The organism is Nocardia sp. NRRL WC-3656 (genome assembly GCF_000720265.1).
Taxonomy (GTDB): domain Bacteria; phylum Actinomycetota; class Actinomycetes; order Mycobacteriales; family Mycobacteriaceae; genus Nocardia; species Nocardia nova.
The window spans coordinates 87,416-110,797 of the sequence record NZ_JOJF01000005.1; the positions used below are offsets into that span (position 1 = coordinate 87,416).

16 protein-coding genes and 2 pseudogenes are annotated in these 23,382 nt (G+C 68.7%); 9 read left to right on the forward strand and 9 right to left on the reverse strand.

Annotation, left to right across the window (positions count from 1 at the left end; all coding sequences use genetic code 11):
* The first annotated feature begins 1 nt into the window (after position 1).
* The 5 genes and pseudogenes from nuoL (at position 2) to IG65_RS0109145 (ending at position 6,663) form a co-directional block, all read left to right on the forward strand.
* A complete protein-coding gene (gene nuoL, locus IG65_RS0109125) occupies positions 2-1,906 on the forward strand; it encodes an NADH-quinone oxidoreductase subunit L (RefSeq protein ID WP_030514416.1) in 1,905 nt (634 codons plus the stop codon).
* A complete protein-coding gene (locus tag IG65_RS0109130; protein ID WP_030514417.1) occupies positions 1,903-3,552 on the forward strand; it encodes an NADH-quinone oxidoreductase subunit M in 1,650 nt (549 codons plus the stop codon). The genes nuoL and IG65_RS0109130 overlap by 4 nt, the downstream gene beginning before the upstream one ends.
* A gap of 59 nt (positions 3,553-3,611) precedes the next feature.
* Positions 3,612-4,869: pseudogene (gene nuoN / locus IG65_RS34515) on the forward strand (NADH-quinone oxidoreductase subunit NuoN).
* Positions 4,870-4,979: 110 nt separating this feature from the next.
* On the forward strand, positions 4,980-5,801 hold the full coding sequence (locus IG65_RS0109140; RefSeq protein WP_030514418.1) for an SAM-dependent methyltransferase: 822 nt from the start codon (positions 4,980-4,982) through the stop codon (positions 5,799-5,801).
* A 37-nt stretch (positions 5,802-5,838) separates the two neighbouring features.
* Positions 5,839-6,663: a cyclase family protein gene (locus IG65_RS0109145; RefSeq protein ID WP_030514419.1), complete on the forward strand. Its 825-nt coding sequence runs from the start codon at positions 5,839-5,841 to the stop codon at positions 6,661-6,663.
* Positions 6,664-6,692: 29 nt separating this feature from the next.
* Here IG65_RS0109145 and IG65_RS39035 read toward each other — a convergent pair whose 3' ends face one another.
* From IG65_RS39035 to IG65_RS0109160, 3 genes are read right to left on the reverse strand one after another with little or no spacing between them, the layout of a single operon-like run.
* Positions 6,693-7,304 (reverse strand): DUF4232 domain-containing protein, encoded by a 612-nt coding sequence (locus IG65_RS39035; protein WP_231509111.1) that lies wholly within the window; start codon positions 7,302-7,304, stop codon positions 6,693-6,695.
* Positions 7,305-7,335: 31 nt separating this feature from the next.
* Positions 7,336-7,896: a hypothetical protein gene (locus tag IG65_RS0109155; RefSeq protein ID WP_030514421.1), complete on the reverse strand. Its 561-nt coding sequence runs from the start codon at positions 7,894-7,896 to the stop codon at positions 7,336-7,338.
* A gap of 9 nt (positions 7,897-7,905) precedes the next feature.
* Complete coding sequence (locus IG65_RS0109160) at positions 7,906-8,532, reverse strand: DUF308 domain-containing protein (RefSeq protein WP_051755630.1); 627 nt, start codon at positions 8,530-8,532, stop codon at positions 7,906-7,908.
* A 183-nt stretch (positions 8,533-8,715) separates the two neighbouring features.
* Here IG65_RS0109160 and IG65_RS0109165 point away from each other — a divergent pair, with 183 nt between their 5' ends.
* Positions 8,716-10,029: a cytochrome P450 gene (locus IG65_RS0109165; protein WP_030514423.1), complete on the forward strand. Its 1,314-nt coding sequence runs from the start codon at positions 8,716-8,718 to the stop codon at positions 10,027-10,029.
* A gap of 55 nt (positions 10,030-10,084) precedes the next feature.
* Here IG65_RS0109165 and narI read toward each other — a convergent pair whose 3' ends face one another.
* The 4 genes and pseudogenes from narI to IG65_RS0109185 form a co-directional block, all read right to left on the reverse strand.
* Complete coding sequence (narI, locus tag IG65_RS0109170; RefSeq protein WP_030514424.1) at positions 10,085-10,819, reverse strand: respiratory nitrate reductase subunit gamma; 735 nt, start codon at positions 10,817-10,819, stop codon at positions 10,085-10,087.
* A complete protein-coding gene (gene narJ, locus IG65_RS0109175; protein WP_030514425.1) occupies positions 10,816-11,451 on the reverse strand; it encodes a nitrate reductase molybdenum cofactor assembly chaperone in 636 nt (211 codons plus the stop codon). The genes narI and narJ overlap by 4 nt, the downstream gene beginning before the upstream one ends.
* Positions 11,448-13,093: pseudogene (gene narH / locus IG65_RS34520) on the reverse strand (nitrate reductase subunit beta). The gene narJ and the pseudogene narH overlap by 4 nt, the downstream one beginning before the upstream one ends.
* The gene (locus IG65_RS0109185; RefSeq protein ID WP_030514426.1) at positions 13,090-16,785 is read right to left on the reverse strand and encodes a nitrate reductase subunit alpha; all 3,696 of its coding nucleotides are present in this window, start codon (positions 16,783-16,785) and stop codon (positions 13,090-13,092) included. Before IG65_RS0109185 ends, narH begins: the two are co-directional and overlap by 4 nt.
* 248 nt (positions 16,786-17,033) lie before the next feature.
* Between IG65_RS0109185 and IG65_RS0109190 the strand changes: the two genes are divergently transcribed.
* Together IG65_RS0109190 and IG65_RS0109195 are read left to right on the forward strand one after the other, a co-directional pair.
* Positions 17,034-17,708 (forward strand): NAD(P)H-binding protein, encoded by a 675-nt coding sequence (locus IG65_RS0109190; protein ID WP_030514427.1) that lies wholly within the window; start codon positions 17,034-17,036, stop codon positions 17,706-17,708.
* 33 nt (positions 17,709-17,741) lie between these two features.
* Positions 17,742-18,695, forward strand: a complete 954-nt coding sequence (locus IG65_RS0109195; protein ID WP_030514428.1) for a DMT family transporter — start codon at positions 17,742-17,744, stop codon at positions 18,693-18,695.
* Here the strand turns inward: IG65_RS0109195 and IG65_RS0109200 are convergent.
* Together IG65_RS0109200 and IG65_RS0109205 are read right to left on the reverse strand one after the other, a co-directional pair.
* The gene (locus IG65_RS0109200; protein ID WP_030514429.1) at positions 18,685-19,443 is read right to left on the reverse strand and encodes a MerR family transcriptional regulator; all 759 of its coding nucleotides are present in this window, start codon (positions 19,441-19,443) and stop codon (positions 18,685-18,687) included. The genes IG65_RS0109195 and IG65_RS0109200 overlap by 11 nt on opposite strands.
* Positions 19,444-19,517: 74 nt before the next feature.
* On the reverse strand, positions 19,518-20,147 hold the full coding sequence (locus tag IG65_RS0109205) for a TetR/AcrR family transcriptional regulator (RefSeq protein WP_030514430.1): 630 nt from the start codon (positions 20,145-20,147) through the stop codon (positions 19,518-19,520).
* Positions 20,148-20,195: 48 nt separating this feature from the next.
* On the opposite strand from IG65_RS0109205, the gene IG65_RS0109210 reads away from it, so the two are divergent.
* Positions 20,196-23,369, forward strand: a complete 3,174-nt coding sequence (locus IG65_RS0109210; protein ID WP_030514431.1) for a carboxyl transferase domain-containing protein — start codon at positions 20,196-20,198, stop codon at positions 23,367-23,369.
* Positions 23,370-23,382: the final 13 nt, after the last annotated feature.

A 23,382-nucleotide genomic window follows, 5' to 3' on the forward strand; every position in this document is an offset into this window, starting at 1 on the left:
CGTGGGTACCGGGAATCTGCTCTGGCTGCTGCCGGCTCTCCCCGCCGCCGGCGCGCTGATCCTGCTGCTGGCAGGACACCTGAGCGACCGCTGGGGGCATTGGCTGGGCTGCGCGACCGCGGTCGCCTCGTTCGGCGTGGCGGTGTGGGCGTTCGCCGAGATGCTCGGCCGCGCCGGCGCCGATCGAGCGGTGTCACACAACTTCTTCAGCTGGATACCGGTCGCCGGACTGCAGGCGGAGTTCTCGCTGCAACTCGATCAGCTGACGATGTGTTTCGTCCTGCTGATCACCGGCGTCGGCTCGCTGATCCACATCTACTCGGTCGGCTATATGAGCCACGATCCGGCGCGGCGGCGGTTCTTCGCCTACCTCAATCTGTTCCTGGCCGCGATGCTGATCCTCGTCATGGCCGACAACTATCTGGTGCTCTATCTCGGCTGGGAGGGCGTGGGCCTGGCCTCGTACCTGCTGATCGGGTTCTGGCACGAGAAGCCGTCCGCGGCCGCGGCGGCGAAGAAGGCCTTCGTGGTCAACCGTGTCGGCGACATGGGGCTGGCGATCGCGCTGTTCCTGATGTTCGCCACCTTCGGTTCGGTCGATTTCGGGCACGTGTTCGCCGGTGTCCCGCAGGCGAGCGAAGGCACCCTGACCGCTCTGGGCCTGCTGTTGCTGCTCGGCGCGTGCGGTAAATCCGCGCAGGTGCCGCTGCAGTCCTGGCTCGGCGACGCGATGGAAGGCCCCACTCCGGTGTCGGCCCTCATCCACGCCGCCACGATGGTGACCGCAGGTGTGTATCTGATCGCGCGGTCGAACGCGATCTTCGACGCGGCCCCGGCGGCGCGCGCGGGCGTGCTGGTGGTGGGCGCGGTGACGCTGCTGTTCGGCGCCGTGATCGGCTGTGCGAAGGACGACATCAAGAAGGCGCTGGCGGCGTCCACGATGAGTCAGATCGGCTATATGGTGCTGGCCGCCGGACTGGGGCCGGCCGGATATGCCGTGGCGATCATGCATCTGCTCACCCACGGCTTCTTCAAGGCCGGATTGTTCCTCGGCGCCGGATCGGTCATGCACGCGATGAACGACGAGACGGATATGCGCCATTACGGCGGGCTGCGAAAGTATCTGCCGATCACGTTCGTCACCTTCGGGCTCGGCTATCTGGCGATCATCGGGGTGCCGCCGTTCGCGGGGTTCTTCTCCAAGGATCGGATCATCGAGGCCGCGTTCGGCTACGGCGGCGCGAACGGCATCACCCTCGGCGCCGCCGCGCTGCTCGGCGCCGGGATCACCGCCTTCTATATGACGCGCGTGATGCTGTTGACGTTCTTCGGTGAAAAGCGTTGGACTGCGGGCGATTCCGAGCCGGAGCCGCATCCGCACGAAGCCCCCGCGGTGATGACCGGCCCGATGATCGTGCTGGCGATCGGCTCGGTGTTCTCCGGTGGGGTGTTCGTCTTCGGATCGTCGCTGCAGAACTGGCTGGCACCGGTGGTCGGCACCGAACACGCCGAAAGCGCCGTGCCGGCGTGGGCGGTCACCGTGGCCGCGCTGGTCGTGGTCGCGATCGGTGTCGCGGTCGCCTACCGCCAGTACGCGCGGCGCCCGGTGCCGCGCGCCGCCCCGCAGGACGTCACGCCGTTGACCGTGGCGGCTCGCCGCGATCTGTACGGCGACGCGTTCAACGAAGCCGCGTTCATGCGTCCGGGCACCCACCTGACCCGCTCGCTGGTTTTCCTCGACAACCGCGGTATCGACGGCATCGTCAACACCACGGCCGCGGTGATCGGCGGCCTGTCGGCGCGAATCCGGCGCGTGCAAACGGGTTTCGTGCGCTCGTACGCCCTGTCCATGTTCACCGGCGCGGCCCTGGTGGTCGCGGCCCTGCTGGCGGTGAGGTTGCTGTGACGGAGTATCCCTGGCTGACCACACTGTGGGTGCTGCCTCTGGCCGGCGCCGTCGTCGTGCTGGCCGTTCCGGCCGGCCGGCGCACCGTGGCCCGGGTGGCCGGACTCGTGTTGTCGCTGGCCACCTTGGCCGTCGCGATCGTGGTCGCGGTGCGGTTCGATCCCGGCGGCCCGCAATACCAACTCGTCGAATCACACCGCTGGATACCGGCTTTCGGCGCCGGCTACACCCTCGGCGTCGACGGCATCGCGCTGGTGCTGCTGCTGTTGACCGCCGCACTGGTGCCGCTGCTGATCCTCGCCGGATGGAAGGACGACCGCGAAGCGGGCGGCGGGCGGCGGGCCGCGCACATCTACGTCGCGCTCATCCTGATCGTCGAGTCGATGGTGCTGATCTCGTTCGTCTCGCTCGACATCCTGCTGTTCTACGTGTTCTTCGAGGTCATGCTGATCCCGATGTATTTCCTCATCGGCGGATTCGGGCCCCGCACCAGCGGCGGTGAATCGGCGGCCGCGGAACTGGCACTGCGGCAGCAGCGTTCGCGCGCGGCGGTGAAATTCCTGCTGTACAACCTGTTCGGCGGCCTGATCATGCTGGCCGCCGTGATCGGGCTCTACGTACTCACCGCACGGGCACATCTCGGCGGCGCGGGTGGCACCTTCGATTTCCGGGCGGTCACGGCGGCGGCGAATTCCGGGCAGCTCGGCGCCGGTCCGGCCGTGCTCAACGCGCTGTTCCTCGGCTTCATGTTCGCCTTCGCGGTGAAGGCGCCGCTGTGGCCGCTGCACACCTGGCTGCCCGGCGCGGCGGTGTCGGCCACACCGGCGAGCGCGGTACTGATGATGGCGGTGGTCGACAAGGTCGGCACCTTCGGCATGCTGCGCTACTGCCTGCTGCTGTTCCCGGCCGCCTCGACCACCTACGCGCCGATGATCAGCGTGCTGGCGGTGATCGGCATTCTTTACGGCGCGCTGCTGGCCATCGGGCAGACCGATGTGATGCGCCTGATCGCTTACACCTCGATCTCGCATTTCGGCTTCATCATCCTCGGCATTTTCGCGATGACCAATCAGGGCGGGTCGGGTGCGACGCTGTACATGGTCAACCACGGCATCTCGACCGCGGCGCTGTTCCTCATCGCGGGATTCCTGGTGTCGCGCCGCGGAACTCGGGTGATCGCGGAATTCGGCGGGGTACAGAAGGTGGCGCCGGTACTGGCGGGCACCTTCCTGATCGCGGGCCTGGCGACGCTCTCACTGCCCGGCCTCGCGCCGTTCGTGAGCGAATTCCTCGTCCTGGCCGGCACGTTCACCCGCTATCCGGTGGCGGCCGTGTTCGCCACCGGCGCACTGGTGCTGGCGGCGCTGTACGTGCTGTGGATGTACCAGCGCATGATGACCGGACCGGTCCGCAAGGGCAACGAGCGATTGCCGGATCTGCTGCCGCGCGAACTGGTGGTCGTGGTGCCGCTGCTGGCGGCGTTGCTGGTCCTCGGCGCGTATCCGAAACCGGTTCTCGACCGGATCAATCCGGCGGTGGCCGGCACGCTCACCACCATCGGCAAACACGATCCGGCGCCCACGGTCGCGCCGGATGCCGCGACCGTCCCGGCCGCGACCACTCCGAGCGGAGGTAACCACCGGTGAATCAGCTTCTGGCCGCGACGGTTCCGGCTCCTTCGATCGAATATCACGCTTTGTCACCTATGCTCGTCGTCTTCGGTGTGGCCGTCGCCGGGGTGATCGCCGAGGCGTTCCTGCCCCGGTCGTGGCGCTATCCGGTCCAGCTGGTGCTCGCGCTGGGCGGTTTGGTGGCGGCATTGGTGGCCGTGATCGCGCTCGCGGGCACTCATGCCACGGTGGCCGTCGGCGCGGTCGCCGTCGACAACGTGACGCTGATGCTGCAGGGCACCATCTTGGTGGTCGCGATTGTATCTGCTGTGCGGGCTGGCTCGGCGGCGTCGGCTGCTGTCGCAGGAGGCGGCGTTGAAGTACTTCCTGCTGGGCGCGTTCGCCTCGGCGTTCTTCCTGTACGGGATGGCGCTGCTGTACGGCTACGCCGGCACGGTTCGCCTCTCCGGGATCGCCGACGCCGTGGCGCGCGATTCCGGCTCGAAAACCCTTGCGGTGCTGGGGGTGGCGCTGCTGGCGGTGGGATTGCTGTTCAAGATCGGCGCCGTGCCGTTCCAGTCGTGGGTGCCCGACGTGTATCAGGGGGCGCCGACCGCGGTGACCGCGTTCATGGCCGCGGCGACCAAGATCGCGGCGGTGGGAGCTCTACTGCGCATCCTGCAGGTCGCGGTGCCGGGACTGAGTGCGGACTGGCGTCCGATCCTGGGTGCCGTGGCGGTGGCCACGATGGTGCTGGGCGCGATTCTCGCCGTCACTCAGACCGATGTGAAGCGCATGCTCGCCTACTCCTCCATCGCGCACGCCGGCTTCATCCTCACCGCGCTGGTGGCGGCCAATTCCGACGGTGTGTCGGCGGTGCTGTTCTATCTGGCCGTCTACGGCGTGAGCACGGTGGGCGCGTTCGCGGTGGTCACGCTGGTGCGCGACCGCGTGGGAGACGAGGCCACCGCACTGTCGGCATGGGCGGGGCTCGGACGCCGTTCGCCATGGCTGGCAACGGTTTTCGCGTTGTTTCTGCTGTCGTTCGCGGGTATTCCGCTGACCAGTGGCTTCGTCGGGAAATTCGCGGTGTTCTCGGCGGCCGCCGCCGGACATGCGGCGTATCTGGTGATCGTCGGTGTGATCTCGAGTGCGATCGCCGTGTTCTTCTACATTCGCGTCATCGTGCAGATGTTCTTCACCGATCCCCCGGAGGCGCCGCCCGCCGTGGTCACCGCGCCGGTGACCACGATGGTCGTCATCGTCACCGGCGCCGCCACACTCGCCCTCGGTATCGTGCCGCAGCCGCTGCTCGACCTGGCGAACCGCGCGGTCGGATTCGTCAGCGGATGATGCCGGAGACCGCTTCGGGGACAACGGTTCTCGTCGAGGCCGCACCGAAACGTCAACGGTGGCTCTAGGATCGAGTCCGACGACGACCTCCGCGCACAGAAACTGGTGCCATGACCGACAGCGCCGCACAGGTGGATCAATCGAAGCCGAGCATCGCCCGCGTGTACGACTATCTGCTGGGCGGGCGCGACAATTACGCCGTCGACCGCAAGGTCGGTGACTACTTCATCAACGATCTACCTGGTTCGGTCGCCATCGCCTATGCCAATCGGCAGGCCATGATTCGCGCGGTCGCCGATATCGCCGACTCCGGTGTGCGCCAGTTCATCGATATGGGCAGCGGGTTGCCGACCGTCGACAATGTGCATCAGGTCGCCCAGCGTCACCTCGACACCGCGCGCGTGGTGTACGTGGACAAGGATCCGATCGTGCTGGCCCATGGTCGCGCCCTGCTGTCCGCCGACGACAACACCACGGTAATCCACGCGGATCTGCGCGATCCGGAGGTCATCTTCGCCCATACGGACCTGCGGCGGCTGATCGATTTCGACGAGCCGGTGGCGGTGATCTTCAGCGCGATCCTGCACCACCTCAACAACGACGAGAATCCGGCCGACCTGGTGAAGTGGTGGACCGACCGGATCCCGGTGGGCTCACAGATCTACATCTCGCATTTCCGCTCCGGCTTCAACGACGAGACGCAGGCCGCGGAGGAGAAGCTCCAGGCGACCTTCGGGCGTGGCCGCTGGCGGTCGGACGAGGAGATCCTCGATCTGTTCGGCGATCTCGAGGTGCTCGAGCCGGGGCTGGAGATCTGCGCCCGGTGGCGGCCCGCCGAAGCCGACGCCTCGGTCTCGCGCATCGGCCCCGCCGAGCGCGAACCCACGCTGTGGGAACAACTGATCGCATGCGCCCTGGCCCGTAAGTCGTAGCGGTCACACGTCGCGGGGCACTAAGCTTCCGGGCACCATGTGCGCACCTCGGATCGTCCGGATCGCCCACGACGGTGCCGATTTCGCGACGGTCCCGTCGCGGCGCGCCTTGGCGGGCGCGGCCGGCCTCGCGGCGCTGGCGGTCGCGGCCACCGCACCCGTCGCACGCCCGCGTGCCGGAGCCGTCGTCGATCTCACCCATCCGGTGGGCCCGAATACGCCGATGTGGCCGGGCAATCCGCCGTTCGCGATGGTTCCGGTGGCATGGCATGCGCTGGGCGGTTTCGACCAGAACACGATCGCGTTGTGGGAGCACACCGGAACCCATGTCGATGCGCCGCTGCGCCGCGCCTCCGGCGGGGCGTCGGCCGGCGCCATCTCGGTGCGTGATCTGGTGGCTCCGCTCATCGTGATCGACATCAGCGCGAAAGCGGCGTTCGACGTCGACGCGACGGTCACGATCGACGACATCGATGCGTTCGAGCGAATCTACGGCCGCATTCCGCCCCGGGCCTTCGTCGCCATGTACTCCGGGTGGGAACGCCGGCTCGTCCATCCGGCGGCCTTCGTCAACCTCGACGTCCAGGGCACCCCGCATGCGCCCGGCTTCTGCGCCGAGGCCGCGGATTACCTTGTGCGCCAGCGCGATATCGTCGGCGCGGGGGTGGATACACTCAGCCTCGACCACGCGGCCGATCCCGACTACGGCGCACACACCGCCTTCCTCGGCGGCGGGCGCTACGGCGTGGAGATGGTGGCCAATCTCGGCTCGGTCCCGCCGACCGGTGCCACCGTCGTGGTCGGCGCGCCCGAACACATCGGCGGTACGGGCCGACCGTGCCGAATGCTCGCCTACACCTGAGGCCCGGCACCCCGCCGGCTCGAATCGCCTCAGCCGGTGACCGGATGCACCTCCAGGGCGCAGGTGTCGATGGCGGTGTGCACCGTGCGGGTGTCGGTCGAATCGGGAGCTGTCACATCGAGACTCGTGTACAGCGGGCAGTCCTCGCCGGCCGGGCCCATCGCGGAGCCTTCAACGATCGCGCGGGCGGGGCGACCGGGCAGCACCGTGACGGCGGGCGGAGTGTCGTCGTCGCGGGGCAGGCCACCCATATATCCGCGCGGGGTGCGTCGGGCGTGCAGGACCGGGCCGCCCTCGCCGGTGTCGACGCCGGGATAGCCGCCGATCGTGCAGGGCGGGGTGTCGGGGGCGAGGGTGAAGCTCAGTTCGACGCCGCGATGCATCATCCCCGGCGAGAGGGTGTGGGCGGTGATGTCCAGCTGGCGTGGCCGGCACGCCACGACGGCCGGCGCGGCGGTGGTGGGCCCCGGTGTGGGGGTGTGCTGCGGCAAAGGTGACTGCGCGGCAGGCGTTTCGGTGGCTGGCCGCGCGGAGGGCGCAGTCCCGGAGTCGCGTTGCGCACAACCGGCGAGGGTGGTGGCGGCGCTCGCGCCGAGCAGCACCACCGCAGCCGTCCGATATCCGTATCTGCCGAACCTCACCTCGACTCCTTCCGACCGCACGCGTACGCGCTCAGTTCACCGCTACCTCCAGCACTACCCCCGCCGCCGGCGCGCCCTCCGCATCGGTCCAGCTCACCCGGACCCACCCGGGCGTTGAGACGGCCGACGAGGGAATCCGGTTGACGCGCACCGCGTTCGGCGTTTCCGGATCGGCGGCGGACACCTCGACGGTGTCGGCGGGGGCGTCGCTGCGGTTCTGGTCCTGGGCCACCGCGCGCCCGGCGAGCAGCGCCGCCATCTGCGCGAGGGCCACCGGGTCGTGCGCGGCGTCGTAGATCCACCGGGTCCCGAGCACACCGTGTTCGGAGGTGCCGATCAACGCCGCCTCCGCGCCGGGCAGCGGGGCGCCGCGATAGGTCATCGGCACGTGGTAGACGGGGTGGCGGGGATCGGCGGTGTCGACGACGAGCATGTGCTCGATGCCCACCTCGCCGGCGGGGTCGTCGAGCCGGAACCCGCCCGCCTTGTGCAGGTGCGGCGTTGTGCCGGTGAACCATTCGCGCGTCGGCAGCCATGCGGTGAGCAGTTCGAGTTTGCCGGGCTCGAGGGTGGTGTGGTGTACGACAGCCATGTCCCGACCCTAATCCGCGGCCCGGACGGGGGTCTGCGCGCGCGGTCCGAGCAGGCCGCGCACCCCGACCTGGTCGCCGCCGCGTTCGGGACGGCGGACGCGGACGGCCATGCGGATCTCCATCGCGCCGAGCAGGATCAGGCAGACGCCGGCCAGAACCGACAGGGCCGCGACGGTGTCGATCGGCCACACCAGCACGAGGAGCCCGGCCAGCAGTGTGGCCAGGCCGTAGCCCTCGCGCCGGCCCGGCTTCGGCAGGTCCTCCGACCAGGCCGCGACGATCGCCTGCACGATGCCGCGGATCATCCATCCCATGCCGACCCACATCGCCAGCAACGCCACCCAGTCACCGCTGCGCATGCACCACAGCGCCAGCAGCACCGACAGGGCCCCGCTCCCGAATTCCAGCGCCTTGAGCCCGCCGCGGATGCGCGCGCGGAAGGCGACCGTGAACTGCCACGCGGCAGTCAGCAGCAGTGTCGTTCCGAGCAATAGTTCCGCTACCGGAACGGACTTATCGGGCCAAACGAGCAGAAGCACCCCGACGGTGATCGACGCACAGCCGATCGCGCACGCCAGGTGCCAGGCATCACCAGCGAAGATATCCCTGCGTCCGGCCGCTCGGAAGGTGGGCATGGCCCCGATGATATGGCCCCGGACGGTGCACCCTGCGCAATTTCCTGGCTTCGGCCCGGCCGATCCAGCTATCGGACAGCCGCCCACTGCTCATGGAACGTGTGTGGTCCGGTAACGGTTACCGGGCTACCGTGGGGTGGATATCGGATCTCGCACCGCCGCGGACCGTCGGGAGGTAGCCCCATGACCACTGTGTTCCCGCCGGGTCCCCGGCTGCCGCGGGTGGCGCAGACGCTGTTGCACGCGAAGTGGCGGGGCTGGTTCGCCGGGGTGGCCTCGCGCCGCTACGGCGATGTCTACACGATGCGCATGATCGCACCGTATGCCGAGAATCTGGTGGTGTTCTCGCGTCCGGAACACATCCGCGAGATCTTCGCCGGCGCCCCGGCCGATCTGCATGCCGGCGAAGGCAATCGGGTGCTGGAGCCGGTGATGGGACAGCATTCGCTGTTGCTCACCGACGAGGACGAGCACGCGCGAGCCCGCCGGCTGCTGATGCCGGCGTTCACAGGCTCGGCGCTGCGCGGCTACCGCGACCTGGTCGAGGCGATCGCCAAACACCACATCGACCAGTGGCAGCCGGATACCACGCTGGTGACGCTGCCACGGATGAACGAACTGACACTCGATGTGATCATGCAGGTGGTGTTCGGCATCAGCGAGCAGCGCGGACGTGCCGAGCTCGCGCCGCGGCTGCGGTACCTGGTCGATGTCGGCCCGCTGATCTTCCTGGGCTGGAAATGGCATCGGCTGCAGCGTTTCGGCCCGTGGAAGCGATTCGCCGACAACAAGAATGCGATCGACGCGCTGCTGTACGAGGAGATCGCGCGCCGGCGCGACGAGGCGGATCCCGGTGAGCGCGCCGACGTGCTGGCCCGGTTGCTCGCGGTGGGCGCGGAGCCCGGCGACGAGCCGCTCTCGAATGCCGAACTGCGCGATCAGTTGGTGACCCTGCTGCTGGCCGGGCACGAAACCACCGCGTCGGCGCTGTCGTGGGCGATGTTCGAATTGGCCGCCCATCCCGAGGTGCAGCAGCGGGCGCGCCGCGCGGCCGCCGAGGGCGACGACAAATATCTGGAAGCGGTGCTCAAGGAGGCGATGCGCCGCCATCCGGTCATCGGCGGCACACTGCGCCGGCTCACGCGCGAGACGACGATCGGCGGGTACACCCTGCCCCGCGGCACCGTCGTGCAGACCTCGATCGTGCTGGCGCATGCGAATCCGGACAATCATCCCGAACCCGAAAGTTTCCGTCCCGAACGCTTTCTCGACGGCAGCGTGGCCGCCAACACCTGGCTGCCGTTCGGTGGTGGTGTGCGTCGCTGTATCGGCGCCGGATTCTCACTCATGGAGGGCACGGCGGTGCTGTCGGAAGTGCTGGGTCGATTCGCCCTGGCGCCGGTGCGCACCCATGAACGCGGCCGCATCCGCAACATCACCAATGTGCCCGCCCACGGTGCGCCGGTGTTGCTGCGACCGCATCCGGGCACGCTCTGATCCCACAACCGATCCCGCAGCGCCGATTCCGTAGATCCCGCGGCGCTCCGGCCCGCTACTGCACTCGTTCCCAGCCGCGCGGCGGCCGGTGCGCCCCGAGCGACACGTCCCGACTGCGATACACCAGATAGGGCCGCGTCAGATAGCCGACGGGCGCCGAGAACACGTGGACGAGCCGGCTGAACGGCCAGAACGCGAACAACGCACAGGCCGAGAGGGCGTGCAGCTGGAAGCCCAGCGGCGCCGCGGCCATCAGTTCGGGGTGCGGATCGAGGTAGAACAGCGACCGGAACCACGGCGAGACGTCGGTGCGGTAGTTGTGCGGATTGCCGGTCGCATTGCCGTAGACGGTGGCGGCGAGCCCGAGCACCAGAGTCACGCCCAGCAGTACGTACATGATCTTGTCGTTGCGGGTGGTCGCGGAGAACACCGAACCCACGGTGCGGCGGCGGTAGATCAGGATGGCCAGCCCGGCCACGGTCGCGATGCCCGCGACGGCGCCGAGGCTGAACGACACGATGTGATAGGCGTTTTCACCGATACCGACCGCCTCGGTCCACGACTGCGGGATCACCAGGCCCAGGACGTGACCGAGAAAGACGAACACGATGCCGTAGTGGAACAGCGGGCTGCCCAGCCGCAGCAGCCTGTTCTCGTACAGCTGCGAGGAGCGGGTGGTCCAGCCGAATTTGTCGTAGCGGTAGCGCCAGATCAGCCCCACCACGCAGATCGCCAGCGCCGCATACGGCACCGCCACCCACAGCAGGACATCGGTCGCGCTCACGGTCATCGGCGGCCTCCGATCGGCGTCGGCATGTAGGTGGGCGGTGCGAACGGTTCGGTGCCGACCTCCTCACCGGGCGGACCGGCGGCGATGAGCCGGGCGGCGGCCTCGCTGTCGGTGCCACGCAGCGGCGGCAGGGTGGCCGAGACCGAATCCAGGACCCCGGCCCAGGGGGATCCGCACTCGCGCAGGGCTGCTCGCATCACCTCCACGCCGGCGCGATGGTCGGTGAGCACCCGCAGGCCGGCTTCCGGTTCGGTGGCGGCGAATTCGAGGACGACCGCCAGGTGGTCGGGAAGTTCCGCGTCGTCGAGTTGCCACCCGGCGCGGCGGTAGAGTTGCTTGAGGCGCAGCAACGCCATCCCGCGTTTGCGGGTGTCGCCGTGGGAGAAGTAGGTGAGATAGGGACTGAACCGTTTGCGGTGGTCGAAGGTGTCGACGTATTCGCCGCCCAGCAACATCGGCGGAGTACTCGCGAGGTGGGACAGCAGCGGACGCACGGGTGCGCCGACTGCCACCGGCAGCGCCGCCGTGGCCCGGGTGAGCAGCGGCAGCGAATCCAGCAGCGCCGCATCGGGATAGCCGAGCAGCAGCGATTGGATCTGCCACGCCGCGCAGCGCGTCGTCGTGCGGGTCATGTGCGGTACCTCCCGCCCCGGCGCCGCGGTAACAGGCCTTCCGGCCGCCCGCGTCCGTCCCAGTTGAGCAGGTTCACCCGGGTCGGTTCGGAGGTGGGCGCGTCGGCGGTCTGGCGGTCCTGCAACATGCGGAAGTTCTCCACCGCAACGGGTGTCGGGCCGCCGGAGCTCTCGCCGAAGGGACCCCAGCCGCCCATTCCGGGGCCGCCGTCGCGGTCCAGATCGCATTCGGTGGCCAGTTCCTCGAGGCCGTGCGCCTGTTCGGCATGCGCCGTGGGAATGACGTAGCGCTGCTCGTATTTCGCCAGCGCCAGCAGCCGATACATGTCGTAGAGCTGTTCCTCGGACATGTCGACGGCGGCGGCGATCTCCGGGCGCGGCGGACGGCCGAGGTTGATATCGCGCATATAGCTGCGCATCGCGGCCATGCGCCGCAGGACCGCCTCGACCGGCGCGGTGTCGCCCGCGGTGAACAGCTGCGCCAGATAGTCGACGGGGATGCGCAAGGCCTCGATCGCCGCGAACAGGTTGCCGTGGTCCTCGGCGTCGTGGCCGGTATCGCGCAGCGCGTCCACCACCGGCGACAGCGGCGGGATGTACCAGACCATCGGCACCGTGCGGTATTCCGGATGCAGCGGCAGAGCGACCCGATAGGTGCGGATCAGCGCGTACACCGGGGAACGCTGCGCGGCCTGCACCCAGTCGCGCGGAATTCCGGCACGTTCACATGCCGCGATCACCTGCGGATCGAACGGATCGAGAAAGGCGTCGCGTTGCGCGGCGTACAGGTCGCGTTCGTCGGGGGTGGCCGCGATATCGGTGACGGTGTCGGCGTCGTAGAGCAGCACGCCGATATAGCGCAGCCGTCCGACACAGGTTTCCGCGCACACCGTCGGCAGGCCGACCTCGAGCCGCGGGAAGCAGAAGGTGCATTTCTCCGCCTTGCCGGTGCGGTGGTTGAAATACACCTTCTTGTACGGGCATCCCGACACGCACATGCGCCAGCCGCGGCAGCGGTCCTGATCGACCAGCACGATGCCGTCCTCGGCGCGCTTGTAGATCGCCCCCGACGGACAGGCCGCCATACAAGCCGGGTTGAGGCAGTGTTCGCAGATGCGCGGCAGATAGAACATGAAGGTCTGCTCGAACTCGAATCTGACCTTGTCGCCGACCTTTTCCAGCAGCGGGTCGGCCGCCGCGAGTTCGGGGGCGCCGGCCAGATTGTCGTCCCAGCTGGCCGACCAGGTGATGGCGGTATCGCGGCCGGTGATCAGCGAACGCGGCCGCGCCACCGGCGGATGACGTTGCAGCGGAGCGGTGGTCAGCGTGTCGTAGTCATATGTCCACGGCTCGTAGTAGTCGGACAGTTCGGGCAGGGTCGGATTGTCGAAGATCGTGAACAGTGTCCGCATGCGGCCGCCGCGACGCAGCCGCAACCTGCCCTTGCGGTCGAGGACCCAGCCTCCTTTCCAGCGGCTCTGATTCTCGTAGGTGCGCGGATACCCCTGGCCCGGGCGGGTTTCCACGTTGTTGAACCAGACGTATTCGACTCCGGCGCGGTTGGTCCAGGTTTGTTTGCAGGTCACCGAGCGATGCATTTGTCGAGGTTCATCACCATCGCCAGTTGCGTCATCGGCCTCATCGGTAGGTCACCTCCTGGCCGCGGCGGCGGATCACGGTCACCTCGTCGCGTTGATTGCCGGTCGGGCCGAGATAGTTGAACGCGAAGGACAATTGCGCGTAGCCGCCGATGAGATGGGTGGGCTTGATCAGCAGCCGGGTGAGCGAATTGTGGATGCCGCCACGCTTGCCGGAGGTTTCGGCCAGCGGTACATCGATCAATCGGTCCTGCGCGTGATGCATGTAGACCGTGCCTTCCGGCATGCGATGCGAGACGACGGCGCGGGCCACCACGACGCCGTTGCGGTTGACCGCCTCGATCCATTCGTTGTCGCGCACACCGAGTTTCGCCGCGTCCCGATCGGAGATCCAGATCGTCGGACCGCCGCGCGACAGGCTCAGCATCAACAGGTTGTCCTGATATTCGGAGTGGATGGACCACTTCGAATGGGGAGTCAGATAGCGCAGCGACAATCCGCGCTCACCCTGCTCCCCCAGTCCGGGCTCGTCGAACAGGGCCGACATGTCCAGCGGCGGCCGGAAGACCGGCATTTGCTCGCCGACCTCGGCCATCCAGTCGTGATCGAGATAGAAATGCTGGCGTCCGGTGAGGGTGTGCCACGGTTTCGCGCGTTCGACATTGACGGTGAACGGCGAATATCGCCGCCCGCCGCTTTCGGATCCCGACCATTCCGGTGAGGTGATCACCGGCACCGGCGCGACCTGGGTGTCGGCGAAGGTGATGCGCTTGCCCGCGTGTTCGGCGGCCAGATCGGCCAGCGGGGTCCCGGTGCGCTGCTCGAGGGTGCGAAAGCCCTGCACCGCGAGCCGTCCGTTGGTGGTGCCGGACAACGCCAGGATCGCCTCGCAGGCGTCGATATCGCGTTCGAGGCTGGGGCGCCCGGCGGCCGGTCCGCCGCGCACGATGCCGTTGCGCGCGGCCAGGTCCGACACCTCCTGACCCACGTCGAAGGTGACGCCTTTGGTGGCCGCGCCGAGCCGGTCGACCAGCGGCCCCAGCGCGCCCATTTTCGCGCGGACCGCGCCGTAGTCGCGTTCGACGACGGTCAGTCGCGGCATCGTCAGACCCGGAACGGGTTGGCACGCACCGGTTTTCCAGTCCCGCACCGCACCGTGCGGGGTGGCGAGTTCGTCGGGGGTGTCGTGCAGCAGTGGTGTCGCGACGATGTCGGTGCGCACCCCGAGGTGGCGCCGGGCCAGGCGGCTGAATTCGGCGCCGATGCTCAGGAAGGCGTCCCAGTCGGTGCGGGTCTGCCACGGCGGTGCGATCGCCGGGCTGAACGAATGCACGAACGGGTGCATATCGGTGGAGGACAGATCGTATTTCTCGTACCAGGTCGCGGCCGGCAGCACCACATCGGAGTACATGGTGGTGCTGGTCATCCGGAAATCCAGGGTCAGCAGCAGATCCAGTTTCCCGGCCGGTGCCTGCTCGTGCCACACCACGTCGCGCGGGCGCGCATCCGGCGGTGCTTCCTCAGCGCGCAGCGAGGCGTCCGCGCCGAGCAGATGACGCAGAAAGTACTCGTTGCCCTTGGCGGAGGAGCCGAGCAGATTGGATCGCCAGATCGACAGCACGCGCGGGAAGTTCGCCGGAGCGTCGGGATCCTCGCAGGCGAATCGCAGTTTGCCCGAGGTCAATTGGTCGACGATATGGTCCGCGGGTGCGCGGCCCGCTCGTTCGGCCTCGTCGGCCAGATCGAGGGGGTTGCGGTCGAAGGTCGGATACGAGGGTGTCCAGCCCATGCGGGCCGCCTGCGCGATGAGGTCGGCGGTGCTGCGTCCGGACAGATTCCCGGGACCGGTGGTCGTGGTGAGGGTGTCGGCGGCGAACGGGTCGTAGCGGAACTGATCGGTGTGCAGGTACCAGTAGACGGTCTGGTTCATGTGCCGCGGCGGGCGGGTCCAGTCGGTCGCGTTGGCCACCGTCGCCCAGCCCGTGACGGGCCGGCACTTCTCCTGGCCCACGTAGTGCGCCCAGCCGCCCCCGTTGCGCCCCTGGCAGCCGGTCAGTGTGGTGAGGGCCAGGAAGGTGCGATACATGGTGTCGGAGTGGAACCAGTGGTTGGTGCCGGCGCCGAGGATGATCATCGAACGGCCCTGGGTCTGTTCGGCATTCGCGGCGAATTCGCGGCCGATGCGAGCCGCGGCGTCGGCCGGCACCCCGGTGATCGGCTCCTGCCACGCCGGTGTTCCGGGATGGGCGGCGTCGTCGTATCCGGTGGGCCACTCCCCCGGCAGGCCCTCACGCTGCACGCCGTAGCGGGCCAGCATCAGATCGAACACCGTGGTGACGAGATGGCCGCCGACCGTGCGCACCGGAACGCCTCGTCGCACGACGGCGGCGGCGCCGTCGGCGGTGTCGAAGCGAGGCAGTTCCACCACCACCGCCCTGTCGCCGGCGGCCGACAGCGCCGGCTCCACACCGCCCAACTCCAGATTCCAGCGTCCGGCACCTTCGGCGCCGTAGCGGAATCCCAGAGATCCGTTGGGCACCACCGGATTTCCCTGCCGGTCCAGCAGAACGGTCTTGAATTCGGCGTGTTCGGTGCGGGCGAATTCGTCGAGATCGGCGGCGGTGAGGAATTTGCCGGGGCGGTGCACGCCGTCGCGTTCCTCCAGCCGCACCAGGAACGGCAGATCGGTGAACCGGCGCACGTAGTCCTCGAAATACGGCACCTGCCGGTCGACGAAGAACTCCCGCAGGATCACATGGCCCATCGCCATGGCCAGCGCGGCGTCGGTGCCCGGATGCGGGGCCAGCCATTCGTCGGCGAATTTGACGTTGTCGGCGTAGTCGGGCGCGATCGCGATCACCTTCTGGCCGCGATAGCGCGCCTCGGTCATCCAGTGCGCATCCGGGGTGCGGGTCACCGGGACGTTCGAACCCCACATCATGAGGTAGCCCGCGTCCCACCAGTCTCCGGACTCGGGCACATCGGTCTGGTCGCCGAAGACCTGCGGGGAGGCGACGGGCAGATCGGCGTAGAAGTCGTAGAACGACAGCATCGCCCCGCCGATCAGCGAGATGAACCGCGAACCGGCCGCGAACGACACCATCGACATCGCGGGAATCGGAGAAAATCCCGCGACCCGGTCGGGTCCGAAGGTTTTGATGGTGTGCACATGGGCGGCGGCCACCAGCTCCACCGCCTCCTCCCAGCCGGCGCGGACCAGTCCGCCGCGACCGCGGGCGCTCTTGTAGCGGCGCGCTGCCTCCGGGTCGGAGACGATCGATTCCCAGGCGGTGACCGGATCGCCGGTGCGCGCCTTGGCTTCTCGATACATTTCGAGCAGCACACCGCGGATGTACGGGTAGCGGATGCGGGTGGGTGAATAGGTGTACCAGGAGAAGGCCGCACCGCGCGGGCAGCCGCGGGGCTCGTATTCGGGGCGGTCGGGACCGACGGACGGATAGTCGGTGGCCTGGGTTTCCCAGGTGATGATGCCGTCCTTGACATACACCTTCCACGAACAGGATCCGGTGCAGTTGACGCCGTGCGTGGAGCGCACCACCTTGTCGTGGGCCCAGCGTTCGAGATAGAACTCGTCGGCCTGGCGGCCGCCACGCACGTATTCGGTACGCAGATCCGCGGAGACGGTGGCGCGGGTGAAGAATCGCCGGCTGCGAATCAGCGCCGCCGTCACCTCGGAATCCAAGGCCGCGCCGTCGCCGCGTGCGGTACGTGCCATCTGCCCGCCTCTCGCCCGGATCGCGGTGTCCCGCGCGATCGCCTCACCCCATCACACGAACATTGGCACCGTAATCGCTAATCAATGGCAATCGCCGTATTTCGGCGACAGCGGATACGGAGTCGAAATCGGTGACGATCAGCGATCACCCAGCATGCCGTGCCGCGGCGTACCCGGGCGCGGGACGTTTCGGCGCGGAGTCCACAATCGGCAGTGGACCGCACTCGCCGACAGAGAGGTGATCGCTCGTGAAGGTATTCCAGATCGGCGCGGCGGGCGGCGTGGGCCGCCGCCTCGCGCAACGGCTCGCGGACCGCGGTGACCAGGTCACCGGTATGCATCGCAATCCCGAACAGGCCGAGACCGTCGCGGCGACCGGGGCGACGCCGGTGGCCGGCGATCTGATCCACGACACGGTGGAGGAATTGGCGGCCGAGATCGCCGGGCACGACGCGGTGGTGTTCTCCGCGGGCGCGCACGGCACCGGCCCCGACAAGACCACCGCCATCGACGGCGCCGGACTGGAGAAGGCCGCAGCGGCCGCAGCGCAGGCGGGCGTCTCGCGCTTCGTGCTGGTGTCGGTATTCCCCGATGCCGGGCGCGACCGCGAAACCTCGGAAGGGTTCGAGCACTACATGCGGGTGAAGAAGTCCGCGGACGTCCATCTGACCCACATCGCGCTGGACTGGCTCATCGTGCGTCCGGGAACGCTGCTCGACGATCCGGGGTCCGGCACCGTCACCGCCGGCCTGGCCATCGAATACGGTTCGGTCTCCCGCGACGACGTCGCCGCCTTCATCGACGCGGCTTTGCACGAACCGGCACTGAACCGGGTCATCGTCGAGCTCACCGGCGGCAGCACTCCGGTAGCCGACGCGGTGGCCGAACTGGTGGCCGCGACCACCCCGCGCAAAACCATGTGACAGCCGACGCCGCCCGGCCTAGCGTTCTCGGGCATGTCGAGGATCGCGCCCGAGGTCACCGCCGGGGACCGGCTGGGTTCGGGCACGGGGTGCGCGGTGGTGTCGGCGGTGTCGTTCGCACTCTCGGGCCCCTTGGCGCGCGGCCTGATGAACGCCGGCTGGAGTTCCGCGGCGGTGGTGATCGTGCGCGTCCTGGTCGGCGCCGCGGCACTCACGCCGATCGCGGCCGTCGCACTGCGCAACAACTGGAAGTCGGTGCGCGGCAACGCGGTTCTGATCCTCGGCTACGGGCTGGTGGCGATCGCCGGAGTGCAGCTGGCGTATTTCACCGCCGTATCGCGTCTGGCCGTGGGAATGGCGTTGCTGATCCAGTACACCTCGCCGATCGCGGTGGTCGGCTGGTTGTGGCTGCGTCGCCACCAGCGTCCGGCCGCGCCGACGGTGGCCGGAGCTTTCCTCGGCCTCACCGGCTTGTTCTTCGTGATCGATCTGCGGTCGGGCGCGGCCACCGACTGGATCGGCATCTGCTGGGCACTGCTGGCGATGGCCTGCGGGGTGGTGTACTTTCTGCTCTCGGCGCACGGCCACGGCACCTTGCCGGGAACCGTCCTGGCCACCGGTGGGCTGCTCGTCGGCGGACTCGGACTGCTCGCCGCCGGAGCGGCGGGCGTCCTTCCGCTGCGAGCCACCGCGAATCCCGTTGTGTATCAAGGTGCCACGATGCCGTGGTGGCTGCCGATCGCGATCCTCGGCATCGTGACCGCTGCCCTCGCCTACGTCGCCGGCATCGCCGCCACCCGCCTGCTCGGCTCCCGGGCGGCGGCGTTCACGGGGCTGCTCGAAGTGGTGGCGGCCCTGATCGTCGCGTGGGCACTGCTCGGTGAGGCCCCGCACCCCGTCCAGTTGCTCGGCGGCGTGCTGGTCCTCACCGGCGTGCTCATCGTGCGCCGCGGCGAGGCGGCCGTATCTACGCCGATCAGTCGGTGAGCCGCTGCTCGGCGTAGACGGCCATGGCGTCGCGCTGGTATTCGGCCAATCCGGACGCGATCCGCTCGTAGTTCGCCTTGAACCGTTCGTCGTCGACATACATCTGGCCGAGGCAGGTGTACGCACTCCGGTTCGGACTCCAGAAACGGCGGATCCCCTCGTACTGAGCGTGGATTTCGGCCTGTACCGCCGCATCCTCGACCGGTGTTCCGGCGGCCATGAATTCGGCCATCCGGATCATCGCGGCGGTAAGTTCCCGCTGCATGCGCTCGACGTCCTCGGCGGTCATGTCGGCGGTCGCCTGCCGCGACTGCTCGAACTGTTCGGGCCAGCGCTCCCGGGCCTCGTCGTCGTACTGCGTGTGATCGAAGCCCGCGAACAGATTTTCCGGGCGGTTGATCTGCACTGACATCTCCTTGTTCCCTTCGAGTTCGGCGATGGTGCGCGCCACGGTCTCGGCCATCCGTCCCAGCCGGTCGCGTTCGGCGAGCAGCCGGGCGTACTGGCGTTTGAGCGCTGCCAGCGTGTCCGGTTCGGAGTCGACCGCCTCGGCGATCTCGGCGAGACCGAGCCCCAGCTCGCGCAGCACGAGGATTTGCTGCAGCCGCAACAGACTCTGCTCGTCGTAGTAGCGATAGCCGTTGCTGCCCACACGGGCCGGGGTGAGCAGACCGATGTCGTCGTAGTGGCGCAAGGTGCGGGCGGTAACTCCCGACATCTTCGCCACCTCCGCGATCGACCAGCTCATGGTGCTTCCCATCTGTCCTGAGGCCGGTCGCTCCGGCCTCGTCTTCGACGGTAGAAGTTGCCGTAACGTGAAGGTCAAGCCGAAAATTCGGCGGCCGGGCGCAGCCCGAGCAGGGTTTCGGCGATCTGCCGCATCTCGGCGAGATACCGGGCGCGCTCGGGCGGCGGATCGGCCCGGCGGGCGAGCATGCCGCTGGTGAGCGCATAGCCGACTGTTTCGGCGACCACGCGAACCGGCGCCGCGGGGGTGACGGTCCCGGCACGGTGTTCCCGGTCCAGGTAGCGGGCGAAGCGGCGGATGGGACGTTCGGAGATTTCGGCGGCCAGCTCGCCGATCTCGGGGTCGACGGCGCCGCGCTCTTCGATCAACCGCAGCAGCGGGCCGGCGTGCAGGACCGCCTCGGCGAACGATTCTATGGTGGCGCGCAACATCTCTCGCGGATCGGAATCGGCCAGTTCGGGTTCCTGGGCGGCGAGGAATTCGTCGCGAACCCGGGTGGCGAGCGCGTGGAAGATCTCGTCCTTCGAGGCGAAGTAGACATACAGCGTCGCGCGGGAGACACCGGCCCGGGCGGTGATCGCGGCCACCGTCGTCGCCGCGTAGCCGCGTTCGATGAAAACGTCGGCCGCGGCATCGAGCAGGGCACGATGCCGGTCGGTATCCGAACGCTCCCGGGCCGCTCGCACACTCCACGACGAGGTCATACCGTCCAGCATATTGACGTTGACGTCAATGTCAATCAGACTGGCGGCATGCAGGTGGTGGTGGCGAACCGAGGTGAAGTGGCGGTCCGTGTGTTGCGTACGGCGCGAGAGCGCGGCTACGGCACGCGGGCGTTGTCGACGGCGGACGAGCCGGACGCGATGCCGGTGCGGCTGGCCGACGAGGCGGTCCGGTTGCCGGGCTCGGGCGCCGCGGCCTACCTCGACATCGACGCCGTCGTCGCGGCCGCCGGTAGTGCGGGGCCAGGCGCGTTGGTACATCCGGGCTACGGATTCCTCAGCGAGAGCGCCGATTTCGCCGCCGCATGCGCGGCAGCGGGACTGGTGTTCGTCGGGCCGGCTCCGGAGGTGCTGCGGACCTTCGGCGACAAGGTGGCGGCCCGGCGTGCCGCGGAACAGGCCGGTGTCGCGGTGTTACCCGCGACCGCCGGCGCCGCCGGGCCCGAGCAGATCGAGGCCCTGCTCCTCGCTCACCCCGAGGGTGTGATGATCAAGGCGACGGCCGGTGGCGGCGGACGTGGGATGCGCGTGGTGCGCCGTCGCGAGGAACTGGCGCAGGCCTATGCCCATTGCCGCGCCGAGGCTCGCGCGGGTTTCGGTGACGACACCGTCTACGCCGAGGCGTTGGTCGAACACGCCCGCCACATCGAGGTGCAGATCGTCGCCGACGGTTCGCGCGCGGTCGCGGTCGGCGATCGCGATTGCAGCGTGCAGCGGCGCCGCCAGAAATTGATCGAAATCGCACCCGCGCCCTCGCTCGCGCCGGATATGCGCGAGCGCCTGCATGCCGAGGCGGTACGACTGGCCGAAACAGTCGGTTGTCGTGGCGTGATCACGGTCGAATTCCTGGTGCACGGCGACACCGCGTGGTTCCTCGAGGTCAATCCGCGGCTGCAGGTCGAGCACACCGTCACCGAGGAGGTGACGGGCCTGGATCTGGTGGCCGTACAGTTCGACCTCGCTCAGGGCCACACACTGGACGATCTCGCGCTGCCGCACGCCGCCCGCGGATATGCGGTGCAGGTGCGCGTCAATGCCGAAATCCTCAGCGCGACAGGCGATGTGCTGCCCAGCACCGGCGTGCTCACTCGATTCACTCCCCCGACCGGATCCGGTGTGCGCGTCGACACCGCCGCCTACAGCGGGATGCGTCAGGGCGCCGGCTTCGATTCACTGCTGGCCAAGATCATCGCGCGCGGACCGACCTGTCCGGCGGCGCTGCGGCGCGCCGCCGACGCGCTGGCCGAAACCACGATCGACGGCGTCGACACCACGGTTGCCCTGCAGCGCGCCGTCCTCGACGCCTTGCCCGGCGACACCACGGTCGACACGCTGTGGTTCGAACGCCACAGCGCCGAATTGGCGCGCCGGGCCGAGGAATCCGCTCCCCCGCCGACACCGCCCGCGGCCGGTGCCCCGGCCCCGGCGGAGCAGTTCGACGACGGCGAGCAAGTCCTGCGCTCACCCCTGGGTGGCACGGTGATCAGCGTGGTCGAACCGGGCACGGTGGTGGCCGCGGGCGCCGAGGTCGCCGTCGTGGAGGCGATGAAGATGCATCACGTGGTCCGCGCCGGACAGTCGTTGCGAGTGGTGCGGGTGCTGGCCGAACCCGCGACGGTGGTGGATCCGCATGCGGCACTGCTGGTGTGGGACAACGCGGACCACGACGGCGAACATGCCGGCCTCACCGCCGTGGACCTCGACGCCGAACGCGACGATCTCGCGGAGGTGCGGGCCCGCCACCGTGCCGGACTCGACGACGCACGCCCGGAGGCGGTGGCCAAGCGACACCGGCTGGGGCGTCGCACCGCCCGCGAGAACATCGCCGATCTGGTCGACGACGACAGTTTCGTCGAATACGGGGCGTTGGCGGTGGCGGCGCAGCGTTCCCGGCGCAGTATCGACGATCTCATCGCGAATACGCCGGCCGACGGACTCGTCGCGGGCGTGGCGACCGTCAACGCCGGACGATTCGGTCACGACCGCGCCCGGGCGGTGGTGATGTCCTACGACTACACGGTGCTGGCCGGTACTCAGGGCATGCGCAATCACGCCAAGACCGACCGCATGCTGGAACTGGCACGCGAACAGCGACTTCCGGTGGTGTTCTTCACCGAGGGCGGCGGCGGACGGCCCGGCGACACCGATCACTCGGGTATCTCGGGGCTGGACGTGACGACTTTCCGTGCGATGGCCGCCCTCTCGGGCACGGTCCCGCTGATCGGCATCGTGTCCGGGCGCTGCTTCGCCGGAAATGCCGCGCTGCTCGGCATGTGCGATGTCGTCATCGCCACGCCGGACGCCAATATCGGCATGGGCGGACCCGCGATGATCGAGGGCGGTGGCCTGGGTGTCTACGCACCGGAAGAGATCGGCCCCGTGCGGGTGCAGCGCCGCAACGGTGTGGTGCACATCGTCGCGGGCGACGAGGCCGAGGCGGTGGCGATCGCGCGTGACTACCTCGGATATTTCCAAGGGGCCCTCGACACGTGGGAGGAGCCGGACCCGCGGCTGGCCCGCCATGTGGTGCCGCAGGACCGGCTGCGCGCCTACGACATCCGCGCGGCCGTCGCCGCGGTCGCCGACACCGGTTCGGTCTTGGAATTGCGCCGCGATTGGGGCGCGGGCGTGGTCACCGCGCTGATCCGCGTGCAGGGCAGGCCCTTCGGGCTCATCGCCAACGACTGCCATCACCTCGGCGGCGCCATCGACGCCCCGGCGGCCGACAAGCTCAGCGCCTTCCTGCGACTGTGCGACGCACACGGACTGCCCATCGTATCGCTGTGTGACACACCGGGTTTCATGGTCGGTCCGGAGGCCGAAACCCATGCCACCGTCACGAAGTTCAGCCGCCTGTTCATCGACGCGGCCGCCATGTCGGTGCCGTGGGGCACCGTCATTCTGCGCAAGGGCTACGGATTGGGTGCGCAGGCGATGGCGGCCGGATCGTTTCGCGCCCCGCGCTTCGTCATCGCGTGGCCCACCGGGGAAATCGGCGGAATGGGTCTGGAGGGAGCCGTACGGCTGGGGTTCGCGAAGGAACTCGCGGCGATCGAGGATCCGGTGCAGCGGGCCACCGCATTCGACAATCTGGTCCGCGCCGCGTACGAGAGCGGGAAGGCGCTCACCGCCGCGACGGTACTCGAACTCGACGACGTCATCGATCCGGCGCAGACGCGCCGCTGGATCGGCACCCTGCGCTGAGCGCGGGTGCCGA

Bases quoted from the DNA above. Each gene is read 5' to 3' on its own strand.
- IG65_RS0109185 (WP_030514426.1), bottom strand. From the start codon at position 16,785: ATGGCACGTACCGCACGCGGCGACGGCGCGGCCTTGGATTCCGAGGTG.
- IG65_RS0109210 (WP_030514431.1), top strand. From the start codon at position 20,196: ATGCAGGTGGTGGTGGCGAACCGAGGTGAAGTGGCGGTCCGTGTGTTG.
- IG65_RS0109200 (WP_030514429.1), bottom strand. From the start codon at position 19,443: ATGAGCTGGTCGATCGCGGAGGTGGCGAAGATGTCGGGAGTTACCGCC.
- IG65_RS0109165 (WP_030514423.1), top strand. From the start codon at position 8,716: ATGACCACTGTGTTCCCGCCGGGTCCCCGGCTGCCGCGGGTGGCGCAG.
- IG65_RS0109155 (WP_030514421.1), bottom strand. From the start codon at position 7,896: ATGGCTGTCGTACACCACACCACCCTCGAGCCCGGCAAACTCGAACTG.
- narI (WP_030514424.1), bottom strand. From the start codon at position 10,819: ATGACCGTGAGCGCGACCGATGTCCTGCTGTGGGTGGCGGTGCCGTAT.
- IG65_RS0109145 (WP_030514419.1), top strand. From the start codon at position 5,839: ATGTGCGCACCTCGGATCGTCCGGATCGCCCACGACGGTGCCGATTTC.
- IG65_RS0109140 (WP_030514418.1), top strand. From the start codon at position 4,980: ATGACCGACAGCGCCGCACAGGTGGATCAATCGAAGCCGAGCATCGCC.
- IG65_RS0109160 (WP_051755630.1), bottom strand. From the start codon at position 8,532: ATGCCCACCTTCCGAGCGGCCGGACGCAGGGATATCTTCGCTGGTGAT.
- IG65_RS0109195 (WP_030514428.1), top strand. From the start codon at position 17,742: ATGTCGAGGATCGCGCCCGAGGTCACCGCCGGGGACCGGCTGGGTTCG.
- narJ (WP_030514425.1), bottom strand. From the start codon at position 11,451: ATGACCCGCACGACGACGCGCTGCGCGGCGTGGCAGATCCAATCGCTG.
- IG65_RS0109205 (WP_030514430.1), bottom strand. From the start codon at position 20,147: ATGACCTCGTCGTGGAGTGTGCGAGCGGCCCGGGAGCGTTCGGATACC.